The sequence below is a fragment of the Pseudokineococcus basanitobsidens genome (genome assembly GCF_037482545.1).
GTDB lineage: Bacteria > Actinomycetota > Actinomycetes > Actinomycetales > Quadrisphaeraceae > Pseudokineococcus > Pseudokineococcus basanitobsidens.
Map to the genome: position 1 here is coordinate 95,896 of NZ_JBBIAA010000009.1, position 23,700 is coordinate 119,595.

Genomic DNA, 23,700 nt, shown 5'->3' on the forward strand with positions numbered 1-23,700 from the left:
TCGTCGGTGCGGTCGGCCGGCCTCTCGGGCGGTCAGCGGTCGGCGTGCTCGCGGCCGGTGACCGCGAGCGCCGTGGCGAACGACGGGTGCAGCGGGAGGTCGCGCACGAGGCAGGCCTGGAGGGCGTGGTACAGGTCGGGTCGACCCTCCCACGTCGTGCTCGCGGGGACGTTGCGGGCGTCCAGCTCGTGGCGCCACGAGCCGCGCGCGTGGTCGACGAGGTGCTCGTCGGCGTAGCGCCACCACTGCTGCGCGCGCCGGTCCCAGACGGGGTCGTCGGTGGCCACGGCCAGCGCGGCCGCCGCGCCGACCGCCTCGGCGAGGACCCAGTGCATGCGGTGGTCGACGACCGGGCGTCCCTCCCAGTCGGTCGTGTAGACGAAGCCCGGCGCGCCGTCGACCGCCCACCCGTCCGCGACCGCCCGCTCCGCGAGCGCCACGGCCGCCTCCGTGGCCCACGGCAGACCCTCCCCGCCGTCGGCCGACAGCGCGGCATCGGCGGCGAGGACGAGGCGCGCCCACTCCAGGGCGTGCCCGACCGTCGCCCCGTAGGGACGGAACGGGTGTGCGGGCGCGTCCGCGTGGTGCTCGAGCAGCGGTTCCCAGGACGCGGTGAAGTGCTCGGGGACGCGCCAGCCGTTGGCCCGCGCCCAGCCGTCGACGACGCGCTGGGCCATCCGCCCGGCACGGGCCCGCCACAGGTCGTCGCCGGTGGCGTCGGACGCGGCGAGGTAGGCCTCGACGGTGTGCATCGTCGCGTTGGCCCCGCGGTAGTCCTCGCCGCTCGTCCACGCCGCGTCCCAGGACTCGCGGACGAGCCCCGGGCCCTCCTCCCAGAAGTGCTCCTCCTGGACGGCGAGAGCCTCGGCCAGCAGGGCCTGCGCGCGGTCGTGGCCGGCCGCCAGGGCGCTCGAGGCGGCGAGGACGACGAAGGCGTGCCCGTACCCCTCCTTGCGGGTGGCAGTGGGGGTGAGGTCGTCCCGGGCCAGCGCGGCCCACCACCCCCCGTGCCGGTCGTCGTGGAAGGGACCGAGCAGGGCGTCGAGCCCGTGCTCGACGAGGGCCCCGGACGCGAGAGAGCCGGACGCGAGAGAGCCAGACGCGAGAGAGCCGGACGCGAGAGAGCCGGACGCGAGGGACCCCCGGAGCTCGCCGAGCGCCGCGCAGTGCGTCATCCGGCAGGTCACCCACAGCGGCAGGTCTCGCCCGGTGGGTCGTCCGTCGTCGTCGAGCCAGGCGAAGCCGCCCGGGACGGCCGAGCCCGGCAGCAGCCGCAGCAGGGCGTCGGCGCGCCGCGCGCGGGCGTCCCGGTCCGCCGCGCTCACGCCGGCACCGTCCACGGCCGCGGTCCGGGGGCGGGCGCCGCGTGGCCGGTGCTGGCCCGTACCCGCAGGTCGGGGACGGCGACCTCGACGTCGGCGACCTCCTCCCCCTCCGCCTGCCGGACGAGCAGGTCGGCGACGGCGGCGCCGTACGCGGTGAGGTCGTGGCCCACCGCGGTGAGCTGCGGGTGCGTCACGTGGCAGAGCACGGAGTCGTCCCACGCGACGACCGAGACGTCGTCGGGCACGGCGAGGCCCGCGCCCACGAGCGCGGAGAGCCCGGCCACGGCCATGAGGTCGTTGTCGAAGAGCAGTCCGGTCACCTGGTCCTCGCGCACGAGCGCCAGGGTGGCCCCTGCCGCCTGCGCCGCGGAGAAGTCGGTGATCCGGACCCGCGCGGCGGCCCCCCGGCGGGCGGCCGCCGCGACGAAGGCACCGTCCCGGACGGCGGTGTGGCCGAGACGCGCCGGTCCGGCCACCCGGCCGAGGCAGCGGTGCCCCAGGCCGGTGAGGTGCTCGACCGCCGCGGTCACGGCGACGGCGTCGTCCTTCCACACGCAGGGCAGCCCCCGGGCGAACGAGGGGTGGCCGACGACGACGGCCGGCATCCGCAGGGCGCCGACCAGCGCGACGCGGGGGTCGTCGACCCGCGGGTCGAGCAGCACGACGCCGTCGACCCGACGCTCGCGCGCCCAGGTGTGCAGCGTCGCCTGCTCCGCCTCGACGGCGGGCACGACCTGCAGCAGCAACCCGTGCCCGTGCGGCCCCAGGACGCTCTCGAGACCGGCGACGAAGCTGACGAAGAAGGACTCGGCACCGAGGGCCTCCGCCGGGCGCGTCACGACGAGGCCGACGGTGCGCGAGCGCGCGCCGGACAGCGACCGTGCGGCGCTGTTGGGCGCCCAGTCCATCTCCGCCGCCACGGCGAGGACCCTCGCGCGCGTCTGCTCGGACACCCCGGGCCGCCCGTTGAGGGCGTAGGAGACGGCGCCCTTGGAGATGCCGACCCGCTCGGCGATCTGCTTGATCGTCACGTGGGCCACGTCGACCTCCGCGGGCGTCGTCCCCGGGTGCTCACGGCAGGTCCTCCGTGCGGCGGACGACCGGTCGCGGGGCGTCGTCGGCCGCGCACGGCGTGGGCATGCGGGCTCCTTCGGGGTCGGGGTCGGCGGACCCCGGGCAGCAGGGCCGACGGGCGGGCAGTGGGCCGCGCACCACCCGGCACGAGGCGGCAGGAGCGGGCAGGGACGAGGGGCGGACGCCGCGCGCGCGTCCGCCCCTCGTCGTCGTCCTCAGCCCTTGACCGAGCCCGCGAGGAGGCCCCGCACGAAGAAGCGCTGCAGGCCGATGAAGACGGCGAGCGGCACGACCATCGTGATGAAGGCGCCCGCCGACAGCAGGTACCAGGCGTTCCCGCGCGTCCCCGCCAGGTCGGCGACGGCCGCGGTGAGGGGCTTGGCGTCGTTCGAGGCGAAGGTCAGCGCCACGAGCAGGTCGTTCCACACCCAGAGGAACTGGAAGACCCCGAAGGCCGCGATGGCCGGCACGAGGAGCGGGAAGAGGACCTTGAAGAAGATCGTCACGTGCCCGGCGCCGTCCATCCGCGCCGCCTCGACGAGCGAGGGCGGCACGTCCTTCATGAAGTTGTGCAGCAAGAAGATCGCCAGCGGCAGCGCGAACATGCTGTGCGAGAGCCACACGGTCCAGAAGGAGCCCGCGATGCCGATGTCCGAGTACAGGCTCAGCAGCGGCACGAGCGTCACCTGGATGGGGACGATCTGCAGGGCGAAGACGGCCACGAACAGGACGTTGCGGCCGCGGAACGGGATCCACGCGAAGGCGTACGCCGCGAGCAGCGCCAACGTGATGGGGATCAGCACCGCCGGGATCGTGATGGCGAAGCTGTTGATGAAGTTCTGCGCCAGGTTGCCGTTGCCGTACAGCGCCTCCTGGTAGTTGTACGCCGAGAACAGCGGCCGGACGAACGCGTACCACCACCCCGAGGTGGCGATGTCGTCCTGCGTCCGGAAGGACGTGATGAACAGCCCGAGCGTCGGGATCGTCCAGAGCACGGCGATGACCACCGCGATGGTCGACGCCGCGGGCGAGGACAGCCGCCCCGCCGCCGCCTCCGCCCGCTCCCGGCGCCGACGGGCCCGGCGGGTCTCGGTGACCGGGGCGGCGACCTGCCCGGTGAGGGGCCCGACCGTCTCCCGGCTCGCCTCGCTGGTCGTCATCGGATCTCCTCGGACAGGCGCAGCTGGCGGACGTTGTACGCGATGATCGGGATGACCAGCACGAAGAGCAGGACGGCCAGCGCGGCGCCGAGGCCCTGGTTGAACTGGCGGAAGGTCTGCGAGTAGAACTCGTTGGCCACCACCGAGGTGTCGAACTGCCCGCCGGTCATGGTGTAGACGATGTCGAAGACCTTGAGCGTCGAGATGGCGACGGTGGTCAGCACGACCACGAGCGCCGGCCGGATGCTCGGCACCGTCACGTAGCGGAACATCCCGATGCCCGAGACGCCGTCCAGGCGCGCCGCCTCGGTGATGTCGTCGGGGATCGCCTTGATCGAGGCGGACAGCACCGTCATCGCGAAGCCCGCGTTGATCCAGATCATCACGGCGATGATGAAGAAGGTGTTCTGCGGCGCGTTGAGCAGGAACTGCCGCGGGTCCAGACCCAGCCAGACGAAGATCTGGTTGAGCAGCCCGATCTGGTTGACGCCCTCCTGGTCGGGCCGGAACTCGTAGACGAACTTCCAGATGATGCCCGCCGCGACGCCGGAGATGGCCATCGGCAGGAAGACCAACGCCTTCGCGAGGTTCTCGAAGCGGGTGCGGTCGACGAGGTAGGCGTAGACCAGCCCGAAGGCGGTGGCCACGAGGGGGACGAGGACGACCCACAGCACGGTGTTGCGCAGGACGACCTGGAGGTCCGAGCTGCCGAAGACGGTGACGTAGTTGTCGAGGCCGACCCAGGCGCTGCCGTCGGTGCTGCGGAAGGAGTCCACCAGCGTCCGGAGCGCCGGGTAGACCAGCCCGAGGAGCAGGAGCGCCAGCGGCGGTCCGAGGAAGCCGGCGACGACGAGCCAGTTGGGGACGCGCTTGGCGCGGTCGACGCCGAGCAGGATGGCGCCCATCACGAGGACGAAGAGCGCGATGGCGATGAGCATGAGCGCGAGCTTGTGCGCGGTGGTCTCCGCGTCAAGGAACCAGTCCATGAGGTCCTCCGGGGCCCGGGCGAGGCAGCGGCGACGGCCGCCGAGACGCGGGGGGGGGGGGGGGGGGGGGGGGGGGGGGGNCGGTGGTCTCCGCGTCAAGGAACCAGTCCATGAGGTCCTCCGGGGCCCGGGCGAGGCAGCGGCGACGGCCGCCGAGACGCGCGTGCCGGGAGTCCGTGCGGACTCCCGGCACGCGCGCTCAGCGGTGCGTCACTGCGGCCAGGCCGCCTCGATGTTGTCGAGGGTCTGCTGGTCGGACTGGTCGCTGGCGATCCAGTCGGTCAGCTGCTGCCACTCCGCCGCCGCCCCGACCTGGGCCGGCATGAGGTCCGAGGCGTCGAAGCGGAAGGTGACGTCCGGGTCCTGGAGCTGCTCGACCGCGAGCTGGTCGATGGGGCTCTTGAGGTTGGCCGGGTCCAGCTGCGTGTTGGCGTTGAACCAGCCCGGCGCCGATGCCTGGGCCTTGAGGTTTGCCCAGTCGCCGGTGGACAGCCAGTACTGGACGGCCTGCGTCGCCGGGTCGTCGTTGAACGCCGCGACGAACTCGCCGCCGCCGACGACGGCGTTGCCGACGTCGGGGTTCATCGACGGGAAGGGGAAGGCGAAGACGTCGCCGTCCTCGGCGACCTCCGTGCCCGAGGGCCAGTTGGCCTGGTAGAAGCTCGCCTGACGGTGCATCCAGCAGTTGCCGTCGAGGATCGGCAGGCCGGCGTCGGTGAACTCCGTGGAGGCGATGGACCGGACGTCGCCCAGCCCGCCGTTGACGTAGTCGGGGTTCTTGAGGATCGAGCCCGCCTCGCCGATCGCCTCGAGGATCGCCGGGTCGTTGAAGGGGATCTCGTGGGCGATCCACTGGTCGTAGACGTCCGGCCCCTGCGAGTGCAGGACGATGTCCTCGAGCCAGTCGGTGGCCGGCCAGCCCGTCGCCTCGCCCGAGCCGATGCCGGCGCACCAGGGCTTGGCGTCGGGGTTGTCCGCGATGATCTGGTCGGTCAGGGCGATCATGTCGTCCCACGTGGTGGGGACCTCGTAGCCCGCGTCCGCGAAGGCCGACGGCGAGTACCAGACGAACGACTTCACGTTGGCGCCGAGCGGCGCCGCGTAGAAGGTCCCGTCGACGGTGCCGTACGTCTTCCAGTCCTCGGACCAGTTCTCGTCCACGTTGTCGACGACGGCCTGGGGCGGCTCGACGACCTCGCCGGTGGAGACCATCTGCGCCAGGAGCCCCGGCTGGGGCAGGAAGGCGATGTCCGGGGCGTCGCCGCTGCGCACGCGCACGGGCAGCTGCGCCTCGAACTGCTTCGAGCCGTTGTAGTTGATGCTGATGCCGGTGCAGCTCTCGAAGGGCGTGAAGGCGTCGATGAACGCCTGGTCCTCCGGTGCCACGATGGTCGTGTAGACCTCGACCTCGGAGCCGTCGACGTCGCCGAACTGCTCGAACTGGCTGCAGTCGATGTCGCTCGCGGCCGCGGCGGCCCCGGCGGTGTTGTCGCCGCCGCCGCTCACGCCGGCCTGCTCCTCGGTGGCGCAGCCCGCGAGGGCCACGAGGAGACCGATCCCCCCGGCCACGGCCGCGGTGCTCCTCTTGCGCGAACGCTGGGTCATTGCTCTCCTCTCGCCGGCGGCGTCGTCGCCGCGCGAGGGGGATCACAGCATCCCGACCTCGTCCCGGACAACCGGTTCAGGTCACGATCCGGCGACGAGGTGAACCGGTACAGCGGGCAGACCTGACGAGACGGGCGGGCGGGTGCCCGAGGTCACGGCCGGACGGCCGGCGAGGCGCTCGCGGGCGACTGCCGGGGCACGCGGACGCCCGTCCCCGCCGGCGCCGACCGGGCGCCCGGCAGCCCCCGCTTGGAGACGTACATGCGCTGGTCGGCGTGGTGCAGCAGCTCGCCGAACGTGGCGCCGTCGGCGGGGTGCAGGGCCGTGCCGATGCTGGCGCCGACGACCACCTCGACCCCTCCCAGCACGACGGGGCGGGCGAGGTCGTGGCCGAGGTGGCCGGCGACGCGGGCGGCGTCCGCGGCGGCGGTCGCCGGGTCCAGGCCCGGCAGCGCGACGAGGAACTCGTCCCCGCCCAGCCGGGCGAGCAGGTCCGTGCGGCGCAGCCGGTCCCGCAGCCGGCCGGCCAGCGCGAGGAGCAGCTCGTCGCCGACCGCGTGACCGTGGGCGTCGTTGACCGACGTGAAGCCGTCGAGGTCGCAGAAGAGCAGGGCGACGGCGTGCCCGTCGGCGCGGGCGTCCGCCAGCGCCGCCTCGATCCGCTCCTCCACCCGTCGCCGGTTCGCCAGGCCCGTCAGCGGGTCCGTGTACGCGAGCTGCTCGATCCGGGCGAGGTAGCTGCGGGCCCGGTCCCGCTCCTGCTCGAGCTGGCGCTGCGCCTCGACCCGGGCGGTCACGTCGTTCTGGACGCCGATGTACTGCGCCACGCGACCGTCGTCGCCGAGCACGGGGGCCAGGTAGATCTCGTTCCACCACGGCGTGCGCTCCGGGCCGCGGTGGTTGAGCAGCGTGCCGCGCCACTCCTCGCCCGCGCGCAGCGCGCTGCGGATGGCGTCCACGACGTCGCGGTCGCAGTCGGGGCCCTGCAGGAAGCGGCAGTTGCGGCCGAGCACCTCCTCGGCGCGGTACCCGGACAGCTGCTCGAAGGCCGCGTTGACGTACACGAGCGGCTGGTCCGGGCGGCGCATGTCGGCGATCGTGATGCCCGACGTCGTGGCGGACAGCGCCCGGTGCAGCAGCGCCTCGCCCGCCGGCGTCGTCCGGGGCGCGACGACCCTCGAGGGGCTCGACGCCCCGACCGCGCCGCTCGGGGCCGGCGCCGTCCCGCGGTCCTCCTCCCGTGGCAGCTCCGCGCGCGGGGCGACCCGGGACAGCATCGAGCGCGCCGCCGCGACGACGGTCCCGCGCTCGTAGGTGAGCGCGTACTCGAACGTCCGGTCGAGGTCGGGGCCGCCGTCCCCGAGGTCGCGGGCGAGCAGCGCGGCGCTGAAGTGCGGCCCGACGACGACGACGTCCCACTCGCCGCGGACCGGGTCCGCGGGGTCGAGCTCGGCGCCGCGCAGGCCCGGGACGGGCTCGGCCGGCAGCCCCTCCCCCAGCGCGCAGACGAAGCCCGCGCGCTCGACGAGGTCGCGGTAGCGCCCCGCGGTCGCGGGCGTGAAGTGGCGCGCCTCCTGGAAGGTGGCCGCGACGACCGCCGTCTCGCCGAGGCGCATCGCCTCGCGCTCCAGCTGCTTGCTCAGCTCGATGAGCAGCGACTTCGGGGACCGGCGCAGCTCGGTGCCCGCCCCGAGGAGGGCGAACGGCGAGGTGAGCCCGGGGTGCTCGCCCGTGCGCGCGGGCAGCGAGAGCTCGCCCGTCTCGTAGACGGGCGCGGGGCCGGGCCGGGGGCGGCCGAAGAGCCAGCCCTGGCCGAGCCGGGCGCCGAGCGCCCGGCCCACGCGCAGGTGGCGCTCGTCCTCGATGCCCTCCGCCAGCACCAGCGCGCCCGTCGACTCGGCGTACGCGTTGACGGCGTTCATGATCTGCGCGACGGCGGGGCCGGGGCGCTCCTGCACCAGGCGCAGGTCGAGCTTGACGACGTCGGGCCGCAGCAGCGGCATGAACGCGAGCGAGAGGGCGTCGGCGCCGACGTCGTCCAGGGCGACGCCCCAGCCGAGCTCGCGGACGCGGTCGACCGTGCGCAGCAGCTCCGCGGGACGCGCGGCCAGGGCGCGCTCGGTGATCTCCACGACGACGCGCAGCTGCCCCGGCGCCTCCTCCGCCAGCGCCAGGAGCTCGTCCAGCGGCGCGGCGTCCAGCACCTCGGGCTCGACGTTGACGAAGAGCGTCAGCGGGGCGAGCAGGCCGGCCTCGACGGCCCCGCGGAACGCCGCCGCGCGGCAGGCCCGGTCGAGCTCGCCGAGCAGGCCGTGGGAACGGGCTGCCGCGAAGAGCGCGTCCGGGCGCTCGAGGGCGCTGCCGACCGGCCCGCGGGCGAGCGCCTCGTAGGCGACGACGCGGCCGGAGTCGAGGTCCAGGATGGGCTGGAAGACGCTGCGCACGCCGCCCGCCACCACCGAACGGACGTCGTCGGCCGAGGCCTCCGGGCCGACCGGTCCACCGCTGCCTGAGGTCTCCACCACGCCCACGCCCTGCCGTCCACTCGTTCCGCCCGGGAGGCGCCGGCTGCTCGACGCTCCCCTCGCCCTCCACGTCGGCGCCCCGCCGGCGTCCCCGAGGCGGTGGCCGCACCGTCACCCGGCCGGAGCAGCCGGCCGCCGCCCTCGCGCGTGGGCGCCGGCGCGGGCGGGCCGTCAGAGGAGCGCAGCGCCCCCAGCGCGGGCCGCGACCGCCCGTCGTGGTCGACGGGGTGAGGTCGTCGTCCGGGCCCTCGCCGGGCGTCCAGCCGACGCCGGGCGGCGAGCCGGGCTCCTCGGTCTCGAGCAGCCGGCGCGCTCGACGAGCGCGACCACGTGGTTCCCGCAGGTGGGGCTCAGCGGACCGACGGCGAGCACGAGCAGCCCCATGGCAGCTGCGGCGACCGGGCCGGGGTCGGGGAGCTCGCCGCGCATGAGCACGCCGAGGCTCGCCGCCACGTCGGGCCCGGAGGTCGGGCGAGGTGCTGCCCGGCGTCATGCCAGCGGCACCTGCTGGACGTGCAACGGGACCCTTCCCGCCTTGTCTCTCCCCATGACGAGGAGCAGGAGGACGAGCAGGAACGCCCCGGCTGCCGCTGCGTCCACCGCGGACGGGTGCGTCCGCACCCAGGTGGCGGTGCGGTCGAAGGCGGCCTCCGGCTCCAGCGCCCGGCGCTCCGGGGCGAGGCCCTCGAACCGATGCCCGTGACCGCCCGCCCCTCCACGCGCACGAGAAGAAGAGCGCGCCCGCGCCGGCACGTCGGAACAGGGTCGGACATCTGCCGCCGGGTCCCGTTGGGCCGGTCGGGGCAGCGCGAACAGCCCCGAAGCTCATGGCGGTACCGCGCAGGTGCTCCAGGCGCCCGTTGACGGCCTCGGTGGGTCCGTCGGACGTGGCGAGCGCCTCCTCACCCGCGTCCCCGCTGGAGGACGAGCCCATGGGGCTCGAGGGTCCCCGGCGCCCGCGACGTCCTCGCCGGCGAGGCGCACCTGGACGGCGGTGCCGTGCCGTCGGGCCCCCACGGCTTGGTCGTGCTCCCAGGGCGACCCAGCACGCTCGGCGGCGTGCGCCCGCGTGGGGGGACTCCAGGATGCGTCTCTCCGGCCGAGGAGGCATCGTCCTCGGACGGGCGGCGACGAGCCGTCGTCAGGCCGCGTCGCCCCGGTCCCCGGTGACCGGCCCGGCCGTCCGGACCTGCCCGGTGAGCCCCGTCGAGCGGCACCGGCGTCGCGCCCGCCGCCGCCGGACCGCCGGCACCTCGTACACACCTGAGGAGACCCATGGCACGCAGCACGATCGTCCGGACGATGCACGACGTCGGGCTCGCCGCCTGGTTCGGCGGATCCCTCATGGGCGCCGTCGGCCTCAACGGCGCCGCAGGGGTGGTGTCCGACGCCGACGAGCGCCTCCCGGTCGCCACGGCGGGCTGGGCGCGGTGGGCGCCTCTGCAGGCGGCGGCCATCGGCTCGCACCTGCTCGGGGGAGCCGTGGTCCTGTACCGCAACCGCGGCCGCGCCGCCCACCAGGAGGGGGTGCGGGCCAACACGACGGCGAAGCTCGTCGTCACGGGCGCGGCCCTGGCGGCGACGGCCTGGTCCGGCGCGCTGGGCGCGAAGGCGGCCGCGGTCGGACGGGTCCCGGCTCGTACCGGCGTCAAGCCCCTCCCCGAGACCCCCGCCGAGGCGCGGACCGTCCTGGGCCAGCTCCGCACCGTCCAGTGGATGCTCCCGGCCCTCACCGGCGTTCTCCTCGCGCTCACCGCCCAGCAGGGCGAGCAGCAGAAGGCCTCCGAGGTCAGCCGTGGCCTGGCGCGGACGGCGGCGGACAGGGTCCTGCACCGCTGACACCTCCCTCGACGACGAGGGGGAGAGCGACCGACCAGGAGGGCGGACCGACGAGTGGCCGGCGGCGGCGGGCGGCGGGCGGCGGCACCACCCAGCACGAGCCCGGGGCCACGCCGAAGAGGTGGTCGACAGCGGCACCCGCGGCACGGGTCCGCCTCGTGGACACCCCACCCGCCGACGGAGGTCCTGGTCGACGTCGGCCCTGGGCCCGGCGTCATCGCCCGAGCCGGCGGCCAGATCACCGGCGCCTCGGCCGGCTCTGGCACCGCGAAGCGGCTCGGGTCCCGCTGGCGTCCAGCAACCCGGCCACCGATGCGGAAGGCGCCCCGTGGCTGGTTCATCGCAGCAGAGGAAGACCTCCGGTGAGCCTGCGCACGGGCTTGGCCGCCCCGCACAGGGCCAGGCCGAGGTAGGTCAGGTCGTCAGGGTGGGTGGCCGCGACGGTCTGGGTGAAGTCGGCGTAGTCGGTGGTCTGCTGCCCGGCGGTGGGGAAGGAGACGACGAAGAGGTCTCGGGCCAGGGCGGCGGCGCGCAGTCCGGCGAGCGTCGCCGCGGGGGCGGCGAGCACGGGCAGACCCATGGGGATCAACCCGGGGTGCACCCCAGCGTCGGCGTCGACCAGGTCGTCGCCGGGCAGGTCGGGGTAGCGGGCACCGACGGACAGCGCCAGGACCGCGGCGGCGTTGGTGGCCAGCCCCGGTGGTAGGTCGCGGTCGACCACGACGACGCACCGCTCGGGGCCGGAGGTCCCGGCGGGCGTGGTCTCGGCGGGGGTCTCGGTCATGGCAGGTCCTGCTCTCCGGTGGTCGTCGTGGGACGGGGGGTGGCGACGACGCCGGCGCCGGTGCGGTGGGGCCGCAGGGCGACCAGGACCAGCCCGAGCAGCAGGCACAACCCGCCGGCGACGGCCCACGGTCCGGGTCGTTCCCCGAGCACGACCAGCCCGAGGGTGGCGGCGGTGAGCGGCTCGGCGAGGCTCAGGGTGCCCACCGTCGCCGCGGGCAGGCGGCGCAGGCCGTACGCGAAGAGCAGGTAGGCCGCCGCCGTGGTGGCCAGGCCCAGCCAGGCGACCATCAGCAGCGGACGCGCGCCGGCCAGCTCACCCGCGCGCAGCACCAGCACCGGGGCCAGCGTCACCGCGCCGAGCCCCAGGGTGGTGGTCACCGCCGCCACCACGGGCACGCCCTGCTCCAGCAGGGCCTTGGCGGCGGTGGTGTAGAGCCCGTAGCAGGTCCCGGCCACCACCGCCAGGACCACCCCGGCCGGCTCCACCGTGCTGGCACCCGGGCCGGCGGCACCCACCAGGACCGTGCAGCCGGTCACGGCCAGGACGGTGGCGCCGGCCCAGCGGCGCGTCAGGGGCTCGGAGAAGAACGCCGCCGCGCACAGCCCCGTCGCCACCGGGGCGGTGCCCAGCGCGACGACGGTGCCGGTGGTGACCCCGGTGGTGGCCACGGCGGAGAAGAACGCGGCCTGGAAGATCGCGGTGGCCACGGCCGCCGTCAGCGTCCACGCCAGCGACGGAGGGCGCAGGCACCGCACCAGCGCGCCGGTGCCACCGGTGACGACGACGACCAGAGCCAGAGCGGTGCTGCCCACCACCAGACGGGCCGCGGCCACCACGACCGGGTCGCCCGCGCCGCCCAGCGCCTGCGCGGTCCCGGTGGTGCCCCACAGCGCGGCGGCGGCGAGCACGAGCAGCGGCGCCGCCGGCGAGGAGGCAGAACGGTCCACACGTGCGGACCTGATGCGATCGAGCGGCCAGAGGTAAGGCACGACGACGTACTCTTGAGGATGTGCAGCGCACGACGCAAGCGTCCCGAACATCGTTCGGCACAGCGACGGAAGGTATCGCGATGGACGAGCTCGACGCCGCTCTGGTGGCCGAGCTGCAGGCAGATGCTCGGCTGACCAACCGCGACCTGGCCGAGCGGGTCGGGGTCGCGCCCTCGACCGCGCTGGAGCGGGTGCGCTCCCTGCGGGCCCGGGGGGTGCTGCGCGGCTACCACGCCGACGTCGACCTGCCCGCCCTGGGGCGATCGGTCCAGGCTCTCATCGCGGTGCGGATCCGCCCTCCCGCCCGCCGGCGGATCGAGGAGTTCCGCGACTTCGCCACCGCCCTCCCCGAGACCGTCGCGGTCTTCGTCGTGTCCGGCGGGGAGGACTTCCTCATCCACGTCGCGGTGGCCGACACCGACGCCCTCTACGCGTTCGTCATCGACCGCCTCACCGAGCGCCCGGAGGTGGCCGACGTCCGCACCTCCATCGTCTACCAGCACCTGCGGCGCCCCGCACTCGAGCCCTTGCCCGCGAGGTCCGTCGGCGCCACGCAGCCGCCGGCGAGCAGGCACCGATGAGCAGCGACGCCGGGTACGGACGCCTCCTCACATGCCGACCAGGCCTCGCGGCAGCGGCGCGCTGCTCGCGAGGCACCACGGCTGCGCTCGAGCGCCGGGTGCCGCGGTCATCCCCTACGGGAGCCCGGCGCGTCGTCACCCCCCACCGCGCGGTGCGGCCACCACGCACCGGCAGAGCTCGACAGGTCGCCACGCCGGCCCGCGACCTGCCAGACGTCACCGCTGCGTTGGTGGCCGCACCGGGGTAGGACCGGTGGAGGTGCGGGGGCCGCGCTGCAAGGGGATGGGCGGGGCCTCGGGGACGTCACGGTCCCTGCCAGTGGTCTTGGCCCGGTACAGGGCCTGGTCGGCGGCGGTGATGGTCGCGGTGACCTCGCGGCCGGGGCGGTGGACGGCCCACCCGGCGGAGAAGGTGATGCCGGGCTGACGGCGGGCCCAGTGCTGGTGCAGGCGGGCGAGGACGTCGGGCACGGCGCGGGGCTGGGCCTGCAGCAGCAGCAGGAACTCCTCCCCGCCGTAGCGCACGGCGCGGTCTGCGCTGCGCAGCTGCGCGCGCAGCAGCCCGGCGAAGTCGGCCAGGACCTGGTCACCGGCGGCGTGGCCGTGGGTGTCGTTCACGCTCTTGAAGTGGTCCAGGTCGCAGACCACGACGACAGTGCCGGCGGGGACGACGTCCAGGTGCTGCTCCAAGGCGCGGCGGTTGTCCAGCTGGGTCAGGGCGTCGGTGCAGGCGGCGGCCTCGAGGGCCTGGTGCGCCTCGTGCTGGGCCCGGCGCATCGCGGCCAGCACACCGGCGACGAGCATCCAGACCAGCACCACCACGACCAGGCGGGCGACGATCTGGTTCGTCCAGCCACCGGCGGTGGGCCCGTAGCAGTACACCGCCAGGGGCAGCAGCCACCAGGCGGTACGCGCCGGGGCGTACAACCCCAGGTAGCCGAAAGCCAGGACGTAGACGCCGACGTAGGCCGCGCCCAGCCCGCCGCCCCAGTGGCTGAGGGCAGCCAGGGTCGTCACGGTCAGGGCCGGGAAGACCAGCACGGTGCCCTGGGGCCACCGCGCCCAGGGGAGGGCGGGGGTGAGCAGGGCCGCGACGAACAGGACCGCGGCGGCGCCGACCACGGCGCGCCCGCCCGCGAGGTCCGGGCGCTGCAACGGGATGGTCACCACCACGATCAGCGCGGTGGCCAGCAGCAGCCCCTGACCAGCAGCGACCGGGACCCCGACCCGCGCGGTGGACCGCGCCCACCAGCGGCGCACGAGCCGCCCGGCGGTCGCGCCGGTCGCGCCTGGCGGCCATCGCACGTCGCCCTGCGCTGCGGCTGCGTCACCGTCCACGAGGCATCCATCGGCACTCGCGGCGCCCCGGTGAAGATCCACGGTCGTCCCGGTACGGGCTCAGCCTGGGCCCGACGTGACCAGCACCCGCCGCGACGTCCGCCCGTCAGGGAGGTCGACCGTGTGACGCGGCCTCCGAGGCGGGACGTGGCGAGTCGTCCGGCTCATCGGCACCGGTGACGACGCGGGTCACGGCTGGCACGCTCGTCGAGGAGGTCCCGGAGCAGCCGACCGACCACGCTGCGGTAGGGCTCGGCCAGGCAGCAGGTACGTTCTCGCACGGCCCGGGTGATCTGCTCGTCCAGCACCGAGCTGTTGCGGCCGGCATGGCGCCGCCCGACCGGCCTCCCGCGGGTGACGCCGGGCTGTGCCCGATGCGTCGACGGCGACGTCCGCGGCATGCGCACCCCCTCGAGCCGCACGCCGCCCTGCCCCCGGGAACCCGTGACCGGGCGGATCGTGCCGAATGTTGCCGAGAGTAGTCGCCACCACGTCCGGGGGTCCAGCAGAGGACTCCCTCACGTCACCTCGGCGGGGGCGCGGCTGGTCGAGCCGGTGATCGTGGGCGCACCCGATGTGCGCAGGAGGACGGGGCTGGGGCGCGGTCCGTGCTCGGGGCAGGCCCACCGCGGCGGGCGGGGCCCGCGTGGCCGGGTCGTCGGCGGGGGCTGGTAGCGGCAGTCCTGGCGGCACACGTCGCACACGCGGCGAGGGGCACCCGCCCGGACGGGTCCGGGCTGCCCGGCCGGGGCCGGGAGTGGCGGCGTGGTGGCCTCGTACTCAGCCAGGGGCAGCGCCGGGACCTCGGCGTGGGTCAGGGACGGGCAGTCGGGCTGGTGGCACGGGATGCACATCGAGACGCCCCCGGCGGGATCGGGCGACGACGACGACGACCGCCGGGGGTGCTCGACGGGCCGGGGCGCGTGGGAGACCGGACCGCCCGGGGGCAAGGGGCGGTGTCCGTGCCGTCCTTCGTCGGCACCGGCGCGCCCGACCTGAGGCGCCCGTCCGGCCGGGGCTGCCCGGCGGCGGCCGCCGGCCCGGCCGACCCCGTGGCCGGCAGGACGACGGCGGCGCCCCTCCCCGCGCACCCTGGCTGGCACTCCGGCCCCCCTTCGCCGCGGACCCCGGCTGGTCTGTCCGGGTGACCGCGGGGCCGGGTCCCGCGGTCGTGGTGGTGCGGCGCGGGATGGCGCGGTACCTCACTGGTCATGACCACCGCGGCTCTCCCCGCGACCGCGGCGCGGTCGGGCCCGGCGGCGTCGGTGACGCTGGCGTGCCCGCACCTGCTGGTGATGGCCGGGCAGGTCGACGCCGACACGGTCGGCAGCGTCCCCGGCGCCGACCAGCTCGCCCGGGTGCGGGTGGCCGACCTGTCCGCAGCCACCTACCTGCACCTGGAGGCGGTGGTGCTGCTGCTGCGGTGCGCCCAGCACGTCGACCGGGCCCACCCAGGACGGCGGGTACGCGTACGCGGCGCCACCCCACGGGTCCGGCAGGTCCTCCAGGTCAGAGGCGCCGGGGTGCTGCTGGACCTCGAGGCGCCCCGGATGCAACCCGCCGCTCCCTGAGGGCGGCGGCGCCATCCGGTCGGCGCAGCACCCCGAGGGCACGACACGCCTGATGCCCTCCACGCGTGCAGCAGTCCCGGACGTGGCGGAGGGGGCGATCAGGTGCTGGGTCATGCCTCCACCCGAAGGTGGCGTCCTCGAGGGGTCCTCGTAGGCCAACTACCTCTGGCACGGTGGGGACACCTGACCTCGACAGGGCCGTCCCCCAGTGCGGGCACCGCCGACCTCGCCCGTCGCCGGTGCCCTCGCGGGACAGATCAGCTCGTGCGGACGAGCGAGGCCGTCTCCCCGCGCTGGACGACGCGCAGCTCGCCGGGCAGGCGCCGCAGCCGCCACTCGTCGACGAAGTGGCCGAGCGAGGAACGGAACACCGTGTAGTCGTCGTAGTGCACCGGGACGGTGACGCCGGGCTCGAGCATCTGGACGACGTCGGCGCCCTGGCGGGCGTCCATCGTCACGAGCAGCCCCAGCACCCGCGTGCCGCCGAGGTGCAGGACGGCCGCGTCCAGGGGCCCGTGGCGGTCGACCACCTCGCGCAGGAAGGGTCGCCGCAGCGTGTCGCCGCTCACCCAGAGCCGGTGCACGAGCTCGCTCTCCGACGCACCCTCGCCGGAGAAGAGCTCGTAGACGCTTCCCATGACGTCGGGCAGCACGCGCGCGACCGGCCCGGGCCCGTGCGTGCCCGGCGTCGAGGTGATCCGCAGGGTCCAGCCGTCCCGGCGCATCTCGGTGGACTCCCACGTACCCAGCTCGCGGGCTCCCCCGAAACCCCAGCGCCGCAGCCGGTCCGCCGCCTCGCCCGTGGTCACGACGGGCAGCTCGCGCGCGAGCCCGCGGCGGGCCACGCGGTCGAAGTGGTCCCCGTGCAGGTGGCTGAGCACGACGCCGTCCAGAGCGGGCAGCTGCTCCACCTGGAGCGAGGGCTCGGACAGGCGCTTGGACATCAGGCCGTAGCCGAGCCACGCGCGCTGGCCGCGGTGCAGGAAGTTGGGGTCCGTCAGCAGGGTGAACGGCCCCAGCCGCAAGACCGTCGTCGCGGTCCCGACGAACTCGACGGACGCCACCGGCGCCGCGTCGGGGCCGCCGGTGGGCTGGTTCGTCATCGGAGGCCCCGCACGCCACGTCGAAGGACCGTCGTGAGCCCTCCTCGCGCCGGTCGGAGCACTGGGACGCGTCGTCCGCCGAGGTGGACTGCGTGCCGAGGGTGGTGGACCGCGTCGGGTCGACGACGCCGGTCGCCACCAGGTCGACGAGCGGCGGGACCGTCGTCCGGTGGTTGCCGCTGCCCGTGCGCCGCCCCGGACAGACCGGACTCGGACCCGCCCACGTCGTCGACCCGCTGCCGGGCACCGTCGGGCAGGCGCACGCTCTGGGTCGGCCGCCGGTCGTCACTCGGCTGCGTCCCGGTGACCTCGACGCTGAGCACCACCGCCGGGCCCCTGTCGACCACGGCGGCTCCGTGCAGGACGACCTGGTCGGCCGACCCCGCCGGGACCACCGCGACCGGGTCGGCACCGGTCGAGGCCACCCGCACGAGCGCCCCAGCGTCCTGCGGGGCCTGCGACTGGTGGGCCACGCCCCCGCGCCCGTCGTCGACGGCCCTCACGGCGGCGTCCTGCACGACCGTCCCGCCGCTGCCCCGGGTCGCCAGCATCGTGAGGCCGTCCTCGCCGGCCACCGGCACCTGCCCCGCCGAGGCCGGCAGCCTCCTGCTCGCACCAGGCGAACCTTGCGCGGTCCTCGACGAGCCCGTCGTCGCACCCAGGGCCGGGGGCGCACCAGTCGCGGACGCCGACCCGCTCCCAGAGGCCGCGGTCCGCGCGCCGGTGGGGACCGTCGCCCGGGGCGTGACCACGGGGACCGCCCCTGCGCTGCCTTGCACCGAGCCACCGCAGGCACCGACACCCGGGACCGAGACCAGCAGTCCGGTCGTGACCACGGGCCCGCTGCGGACGTGACGAGCTGCGCGTGCTGGTCGCCGTCGAGGTTCCATACCTCCACCGTGACCAACACCCCCGGACCGCGCAAGACCATCAGCGGCGTCACGCCAGGCCCTGGGTCGCCGCGCGGGCACGTCATCCGCGCTCGCTGACGGCGTCCCGCCGGCAGGGACCGCCGTCCAGCCCGACACCGACGACCTCGACGGTGCCGAGACGACGCCCGAGGCCGACCAGCGCTGGTGCGCCCGAGCAGGCCGAGCGGTCGGTCGGGCATCACGGCCGCCGAGCGCGCCGTGGCCCTCCCCGAGCTGCCGCGTCCGCTGTCCCGGTCCAAGCCGCCCGGTGTCCCGGTTCGAGCCGCCCGGCGACTGCTCGTCGCCCCGCGCGCTCCCGGGCGCTAGCGTGCCCAGGTGCCCCAGACCGACCACGACCCCGATGACGGCCTCGACGAGGAGGTCCCCCTGGGTGCCGTGCGGGTGGAGACCGCCGCGTTGCTGCTGGTCGACCCCGCCCACCTACCGTCGGACCTGGTGACGCGGTTGCTGACCCCCGTGGGGGGAGGACAGGCCCCCGGCATGGTGGTGGCACTGGCCGGCGACGGTGCCTACGACGTGATCTCCACCCCCGACGGCCTCGGTATCGTCGACCCCTACCGGGCCGAGGGCTTCCCGCACGAGTCCATCAGCGCCAGCGCGTGGGTGCGGCTGACCTCGCCACCCCACCACAGCACCGGCGACGACCCGCAGGACGTGTGACGGGTCGGGCGCTCGCCTGGTCGTCGACGGCAACCGGCACGCTCGGGTGTCCTGGACCCGCAGCCGTTGGATCCCCGTCAGCTGGCGTGCAGCTCTTGGGCGAGCATCACCAGGATGCCGCTAGGCCCGCGCAGATACGTGAGCTTGTACACGTCCTCGTAGGTGGCCACCCCGCGCAGCGGGTAGCAGCCGTGCCGGGCGGCGACCTCCAGGGAGGCGTCGATGTCGTCGACGGAGAAGGCCAAGCGATGCATCCCGATCTCGTTCGGCCGAGTGGGCTGCGTCTCGATCGCGTCGGGGTGGAGGTACTCGAACAGCTCGAGGCGACCGTGCCCGTCGGGGGTGGCGAGCATGGCGATCTTCGCGTGGTTGCCGTCCAGGCCGACGGCGGTGTCCGCCCAGTCCCCGCTGACGGTGTCGCGGCCGATCACGCTCAGCCCGAGGTCGATGAAGAAGGCGATCGCCGCCTCCAGGTCGCGCACGGCGATGGCGACGTTCTCCAGCCTGACGGTCACGCGCAGCACCGTAGCCAGGCGCGGGCGAGCCGCTCAGACGAACTTGCCACTTCACGATGACACGGGTGGGGGCGTTGGTGATGAGGTCGTCACGGCGATGGCTCAGGCTCGCGCGTGAGCGTGGGCTCCTCGAACGCGCCCCTGACCCGGGCCAGCTCACCGGCGACGCTGCTCACGGCTGACTCCCCCGCTCCGGACCTGGGTGCATGCCCGAGGTAGGACCTCCTGGCGTGGTCGACCCTGCGGCGCACCTGGCACCTGGCACCTGGCACCGACAGCAGGACGTGTGCGCTACCGGCTGCCGGCGGGACCACCCCCGCTCAGCCCGGTCGCCCGACGTGGACGACGGTGACGACGTCGTCCACCTCGGAGAGCACGCGGTACCGCCCGGCCCGCAGACGCCGCAGTGCGGGCGAGCCGGAGCCTCCGTCCTCGGGAGACCTCGACCGCCACCCGCGCGACGACGCGCCGTGCGGGTGCGCCGCCGAGCACGGTGAGATGGTCGGCTGTGCCGTCGTGGTGGAGCTCGACGTGGCCCGTCCTGACGGGCGTCCTCGCCGGCCTGCTCCTGCTCTGGCTCCTGCTGCTCGTCGTGCTGTGGAAGGCGGCACCGGAGCAGACCCGTCTGCGCGACGCGCTGCGGCTGCTGCCCGACGTCGTCCGGCTGGTCAGACGCCTGGCCGGTGACCGGTCGCTGCCCCGCGGTGTGCGGGTGCGGCTGCTGCTCCTGCTGGCCTACCTCGCCTTCCCCGTCGACCTGGTCCCGGACGTCGTCCCGGTCCTGGGCTACGCCGACGACGCGATCGCCGTCCTGCTCGTGCTGCGGTCGGTCGCGCGCTCGGCCGGCCCCGAGGCGCTGGGACGTCACTGGCCTGGGACCCCGGAGGGCCTGGCCGCCCTGCGCCGGCTCGTGGGGTCCTGAGCTCGACCGGGAGGCCGGGGGAACGCTCCGACCCTCCTCCTCGCAGGCGGGAGCCCCCGGCCGCCGCAGACTCGTCCGCGACGAGCCGCACTACTGGGTGGTCAGCCTCCCCGCCGGCCGTCGCCTGCCGGCTCGCCTGCACCACGTGTCAGCGGACGGAGACCTCCTTCGAGGGCCTCACCCGGCGATGACCGCGGTGCTGGTCCTGCTGCCGTCGACGTCGAGGCGGGTGCCGTGCACGCCCGCCGCGTCGTCGCTCGCCAGGTAGGCCACCGCGGCGGCGACCTGCTCGGGGCGCACGAACCGGCCCAGCGGCGTGCCCGCCACCGACGGCCAGCCCGGGTCGGACCGGTCGTCGACGGGGCGCACGACACCCGGGCTGACGGAGTTCACGCGGACGCCGGTGGGCCCGAACTCCGTGGCCCAGTTCCGGACGAGCGCGTCCGCCGCGGCCTTGGAGGCCGAGTACGCCGGGACCACGGGCGTGCCGCCCTGCGCCATCCAGGAGCTGATGCCGACGACGGCGCCACCCCCGCGGGCGGCCATCGCCGGGGCGAGCCGGGCGACGAGGAAGAAGGGCCCGGTCACGTTGACCGCCCACGCCTCGGCGAGCTGGGCCTCGGTGGTCTCGGGGGTGGAGGACACCGAGACGACGGCGGCGTTGTTGACGAGGACGTCGACGCGCCCGCCGAGCGCCGCCTCGGCGCGGGCGGCGACGTCGTGCGAGACCGCCTCGGTCCCGTCGAGGTCGACCGGCAGGAAGACGGCGCGCCCGCCCGCGCCGATGATCTCGGCGACGACGGCCTCACCGCACCGGGCGTCCCGGCCGCCGACGGCGACGTGCGCGCCCTCGGCGGCCAGGCGAAGGGCGGTGGCGCGACCGATGCCGCTGGTGGCACCGGTGACGAGCGCCGTCCTGCCGCGGAGGCGGGCGAGGGAGCTCACGGAGGACTCGTGTACCTGGGGGTCGGGGGTGGAGGGGGCCACGGCTCAGGCCGGCTGGAGGTAGCGGGTGGCGGACAGGCCGCCGTCGACGTCGAGCAGCGCGCCGTGGACGAGGGCGGCCTCGTCGCTGACGAGCCAGCGCACGGCGGTGGCGATGTCGACGGGGCGCACGGGCTGCCCGGCCGGTGTGGTGGAGGTCATCGCGGCCAGCGAGTCCGCGGCGCCGGCGTTGCCCGGGGTCGAGGTGGCGCCGGGGGCGACGGTGTTGACGCGCACGCCGGACGGGCCGTACTCGGCGGCCCAGGTGCGGGTGAGCTGCTCCGCCGCGGCCTTGCTCGCGGTGTACATGGCGCCGAAGGGCACACCGGTGCGCGCCATCCACGACCCGATGGTCACGATCGCGCCGCTGCCGCGCTCGGCCATCGCGGGCGCGAGGGCGCCGACGAGCACGTGGGGCGCCCGGATGTTCGTGGCCCACACGGCCTCGAGCTCGGCGTCGGACGCGGCGGCGGTGGGCCCCACCGGGTAGACCCCGGCGTTGTTGACGAGGACGTCGACGCGACCGCCCAGCGCGGCGGTGGCCTCGCGGGCGAGGGCACGCACCGCGTCGGGGGACGCGCCGAGGTCGGCCGTGACGGCGTGCGCGGTACCGCCGTCGACGCGGATCGCGGCGACGACCGCCTCGGCGCGGGCGCCGTCGCGGCCGTGCACGACGACCTCGGCGCCGGAGGAGGCCAGCACGCGGGCGACGGCCTCGCCGATGCCGCTGGAGGAGCCGGTGACGACGGCGGTGCGGCCCGCCAGGCGGGCGTCACGGGGCAGGGACGACAGGACCTCGGTGCTGGAGGGCGCGGTGTTGGAGGGCGCGGTGTTGGACTGCATGGTCCATTCTTAGCACAGGTGTGGACCGGACGGTCCAGCGTCGTACGCTGGCCCGGTGACCGAGCGGACGAAGGGTGCCCTGACCGAGAAGGGGCGGGCGACGCGCCAACGCATCGTCGAGGCGACGGCGCTGCGGGTCCTCGACGACGGCGTCGACGGCACGAGCCTCGACGACGTCCGCGCCGCGACCCTCACGAGCAAGAGCCAGCTCTTCCACTACTTCCCCGGCGGCAAGGCCGAGCTCGTCCGGGCCGTGGCGCAGTGGGAGGGCGAGCAGCTGCTCGCGGCGCAGGAGCCGTACCTGTCCGACCTGTCGACGTGGGAGTCGTGGGCGGCGTGGCGGCGGGGGCTCGAGGCGTACTACCTCGACCTCGGGCGCTGGGCCTGCCCGATCGGGTCGCTGACCGCGCAGCTGGCCGCCACCGACGCCAAGACCGCCGACTTCCTGCGGACCGCGTGGACGACGTGGCGCACCCGCCTCGCCGACGGGGTCCGCCGCATGCAGGCCGCCGGTCGCATCGACCCCGGCGCCGACGCCGACCGCCTCGCCACCTCCGTTCTGGCCGCCATCCAGGGCGGGCTGCTGCTCAGCCAGCCCGAGCGCGCGAGCTGGCCGCTAGCGGCCGCCCTCGACACCGCCTGGGCCACGCTCCACACCCCCACCACCACCGCGGCCGAAGCGGCGTCAGCCGGCGCCTGAGCTCGGTCGGACCCAGGCGCGGGCCGGTTGCGGCCACGACATGTCCGCGCGTCACCGGCACGTCGCCGTCCGACCCGACGACGGCTGCTCGAGCACGCCGGGGCCCGGTCGCCCCCCCCGTCGGAGTGCTCTCGGTCCGGTGGACACGGCTGGGCAGAAGGCCCCAGCCCGGCCGCGCCGGCCGCGCCGGCGCCGTCGGCGTCCCCGCCGAGCCGGCCGGCGGTGCGTAGCTCGCGCCTGCACCGCAGCGCCGCCTCCGGCATGGTGGCTGCCGACCGCTCGAGCCGAGACGACAGGAGGCCAGTGCTCATGACCGGGACGACCACCACGCACACGGCACCGACCCGGTGGTCGGTGACCGCCCTCGCGGCGGCAGCGCTCCTGAGCGGTTGCGCCTCCAGCACCGGCGCCGAACCAGCAGCACCCGAGGACGTCAGGACGGACGCCGGCGTGTCGACCGCCACCCCGGAGCCGGCCGCCACGCCCACCGGCACCGGGGGGACGTCCTCCTCGCCCGCACCGTCCCCGGCGCCCTCGACAGCCACCTCCGAGGCGACGCCCGCCGGTGCAGGTGCGGTCCCCACCGGCCTGGTCGAGGCGCCCTTCTCCGGCTACGACGACATCCGCGAGGAGGTGGTGGCCTGGTCGCTGGAGTGCCCACCGGACTTCGACGGCGTGGTCCCGCAGCAGGCGACGACGATGGGCACCGCCGGCCAGGAGCTCGACGCCGAGGCCTTCACCCGACGCCAGGTAGCGGTCTTCGACTCCGTCGCGGACGCCGAGCAGGCGGCCGAGGAGATCGGCCGGTACGCCCGCGAGCAGTGCGCCGGGGAGTACGAGCCGCAGCCCGGCTTCGTCGCCAGCAGCAGCACCGTCGAGCCACTCGAGGCCGGCGAGCAGGCCTTCCTCGTGGACACCACGGCCGAGGACAGCTCCTTTGCCACCGCGCTGCTGCGCCGCGGCACCGCCGTCGCCCTGGTCTCGGCGTCGTCGGGCCCGGAGTACCCGCAGGGACGCAGCGCGGTGGAGGACGTCCGCGCCGCCGTCCCGTCGCTGCACGAGCAGCTGTGCCGCTACGAGGACGGCGCCTGCTGAGGTACCCGCTCCACCGGCCACTCCCCCGGGCTGCGGCCACTCCTCCGGCGCGGCGACCTCGTCGCCGCGGTCGAGGCGGTGGGCGAGGCCGTCGACGACCTCGACCTGGGCGTCGTCCGGCGACACCACCGCGCCCTCCACCTCCGGACGCCGGGCCCTCGCCTCT

At 75.4% G+C, this 23,700-nt stretch carries 20 protein-coding genes; 7 read left to right on the top strand and 13 right to left on the bottom strand.

From position 1 onward, the window contains the following. Positions 1-32: 32 nt before the first annotated feature. From WDZ17_RS09940 to WDZ17_RS09965, 6 genes are all read right to left on the bottom strand, one after another. Positions 33-1,325: an AGE family epimerase/isomerase gene (locus WDZ17_RS09940; RefSeq protein WP_339574994.1), complete on the bottom strand. Its 1,293-nt coding sequence runs from the start codon at positions 1,323-1,325 to the stop codon at positions 33-35. Then, the gene (locus WDZ17_RS09945) at positions 1,322-2,365 is read right to left on the bottom strand and encodes a LacI family DNA-binding transcriptional regulator (protein WP_339574995.1); all 1,044 of its coding nucleotides are present in this window, start codon (positions 2,363-2,365) and stop codon (positions 1,322-1,324) included. Before WDZ17_RS09945 ends, WDZ17_RS09940 begins: the two co-directional genes overlap by 4 nt. A gap of 249 nt (positions 2,366-2,614) precedes the next feature. Beyond that, positions 2,615-3,559 carry a carbohydrate ABC transporter permease gene (locus WDZ17_RS09950; RefSeq protein ID WP_339574996.1) on the bottom strand — a complete coding sequence of 315 codons (945 nt, stop codon included), beginning with the start codon at positions 3,557-3,559 and terminating at the stop codon, positions 2,615-2,617. Beyond that, a complete protein-coding gene (locus WDZ17_RS09955) occupies positions 3,556-4,545 on the bottom strand; it encodes a carbohydrate ABC transporter permease (RefSeq protein WP_339574997.1) in 990 nt (329 codons plus the stop codon). The genes WDZ17_RS09950 and WDZ17_RS09955 overlap by 4 nt, the downstream gene beginning before the upstream one ends. 210 nt (positions 4,546-4,755) lie before the next feature. Next, the gene (locus tag WDZ17_RS09960) at positions 4,756-6,150 is read right to left on the bottom strand and encodes an ABC transporter substrate-binding protein (protein ID WP_339574998.1); all 1,395 of its coding nucleotides are present in this window, start codon (positions 6,148-6,150) and stop codon (positions 4,756-4,758) included. Between the two features lie 152 nt (positions 6,151-6,302). Continuing rightward, on the bottom strand, positions 6,303-8,675 hold the full coding sequence (locus WDZ17_RS09965) for a diguanylate cyclase domain-containing protein (protein WP_339574999.1): 2,373 nt from the start codon (positions 8,673-8,675) through the stop codon (positions 6,303-6,305). Positions 8,676-9,950: 1,275 nt separating this feature from the next. Here WDZ17_RS09965 and WDZ17_RS09970 point away from each other — a divergent pair. Continuing rightward, entirely contained in the window at positions 9,951-10,514 is a 564-nt protein-coding gene (locus tag WDZ17_RS09970; RefSeq protein ID WP_339575000.1) for a hypothetical protein, read from the top strand. A gap of 337 nt (positions 10,515-10,851) precedes the next feature. Here WDZ17_RS09970 and WDZ17_RS09975 read toward each other — a convergent pair whose 3' ends face one another. Further along, on the bottom strand, positions 10,852-11,298 hold the full coding sequence (locus WDZ17_RS09975; protein ID WP_339575001.1) for a DUF2000 domain-containing protein: 447 nt from the start codon (positions 11,296-11,298) through the stop codon (positions 10,852-10,854). Further along, on the bottom strand, positions 11,295-12,248 hold the full coding sequence (locus tag WDZ17_RS09980; RefSeq protein ID WP_339575002.1) for a DMT family transporter: 954 nt from the start codon (positions 12,246-12,248) through the stop codon (positions 11,295-11,297). Before WDZ17_RS09980 ends, WDZ17_RS09975 begins: the two co-directional genes overlap by 4 nt. Before the next feature lie 122 nt (positions 12,249-12,370). Between WDZ17_RS09980 and WDZ17_RS09985 the strand changes: the two genes are divergently transcribed. After that, complete coding sequence (locus WDZ17_RS09985; protein ID WP_339575003.1) at positions 12,371-12,871, top strand: Lrp/AsnC family transcriptional regulator; 501 nt, start codon at positions 12,371-12,373, stop codon at positions 12,869-12,871. A gap of 216 nt (positions 12,872-13,087) precedes the next feature. Here the strand turns inward: WDZ17_RS09985 and WDZ17_RS09990 are convergent, their stop codons facing one another. Next, the gene (locus WDZ17_RS09990) at positions 13,088-14,209 is read right to left on the bottom strand and encodes a GGDEF domain-containing protein (RefSeq protein ID WP_339575004.1); all 1,122 of its coding nucleotides are present in this window, start codon (positions 14,207-14,209) and stop codon (positions 13,088-13,090) included. A gap of 1,211 nt (positions 14,210-15,420) precedes the next feature. On the opposite strand from WDZ17_RS09990, the gene WDZ17_RS09995 reads away from it, so the two are divergent. After that, entirely contained in the window at positions 15,421-15,780 is a 360-nt protein-coding gene (locus tag WDZ17_RS09995) for a hypothetical protein (protein ID WP_339575005.1), read from the top strand. 257 nt (positions 15,781-16,037) lie between these two features. On the opposite strand, the gene WDZ17_RS10000 is transcribed toward WDZ17_RS09995, so the two are convergent. Next, complete coding sequence (locus WDZ17_RS10000) at positions 16,038-16,883, bottom strand: MBL fold metallo-hydrolase (RefSeq protein WP_339575006.1); 846 nt, start codon at positions 16,881-16,883, stop codon at positions 16,038-16,040. A 1,247-nt stretch (positions 16,884-18,130) separates the two neighbouring features. Here WDZ17_RS10000 and WDZ17_RS10005 point away from each other — a divergent pair. Further along, entirely contained in the window at positions 18,131-18,475 is a 345-nt protein-coding gene (locus WDZ17_RS10005) for a hypothetical protein (RefSeq protein WP_339575007.1), read from the top strand. A 77-nt stretch (positions 18,476-18,552) separates the two neighbouring features. Here WDZ17_RS10005 and WDZ17_RS10010 read toward each other — a convergent pair whose 3' ends face one another. Beyond that, positions 18,553-18,990: a VOC family protein gene (locus WDZ17_RS10010; RefSeq protein ID WP_339575008.1), complete on the bottom strand. Its 438-nt coding sequence runs from the start codon at positions 18,988-18,990 to the stop codon at positions 18,553-18,555. Positions 18,991-19,483: 493 nt separating this feature from the next. On the opposite strand from WDZ17_RS10010, the gene WDZ17_RS10015 reads away from it, so the two are divergent. Continuing rightward, a complete protein-coding gene (locus WDZ17_RS10015; protein ID WP_339575009.1) occupies positions 19,484-19,912 on the top strand; it encodes a DUF1232 domain-containing protein in 429 nt (142 codons plus the stop codon). Between the two features lie 177 nt (positions 19,913-20,089). Here the strand turns inward: WDZ17_RS10015 and WDZ17_RS10020 are convergent, their stop codons facing one another. Both WDZ17_RS10020 and WDZ17_RS10025 read right to left on the bottom strand, forming a co-directional pair. Beyond that, entirely contained in the window at positions 20,090-20,857 is a 768-nt protein-coding gene (locus WDZ17_RS10020) for an SDR family NAD(P)-dependent oxidoreductase (protein WP_339575010.1), read from the bottom strand. A gap of 45 nt (positions 20,858-20,902) precedes the next feature. Beyond that, positions 20,903-21,739 (bottom strand): SDR family NAD(P)-dependent oxidoreductase, encoded by an 837-nt coding sequence (locus WDZ17_RS10025; RefSeq protein ID WP_339575011.1) that lies wholly within the window; start codon positions 21,737-21,739, stop codon positions 20,903-20,905. Between the two features lie 55 nt (positions 21,740-21,794). Between WDZ17_RS10025 and WDZ17_RS10030 the strand changes: the two genes are divergently transcribed. Together WDZ17_RS10030 and WDZ17_RS10035 are read left to right on the top strand one after the other, a co-directional pair. Further along, entirely contained in the window at positions 21,795-22,439 is a 645-nt protein-coding gene (locus tag WDZ17_RS10030; RefSeq protein WP_339575012.1) for a TetR/AcrR family transcriptional regulator, read from the top strand. 309 nt (positions 22,440-22,748) lie between these two features. Further along, a complete protein-coding gene (locus WDZ17_RS10035) occupies positions 22,749-23,534 on the top strand; it encodes a hypothetical protein (protein WP_339575013.1) in 786 nt (261 codons plus the stop codon). Positions 23,535-23,700 lie beyond the last annotated feature (166 nt).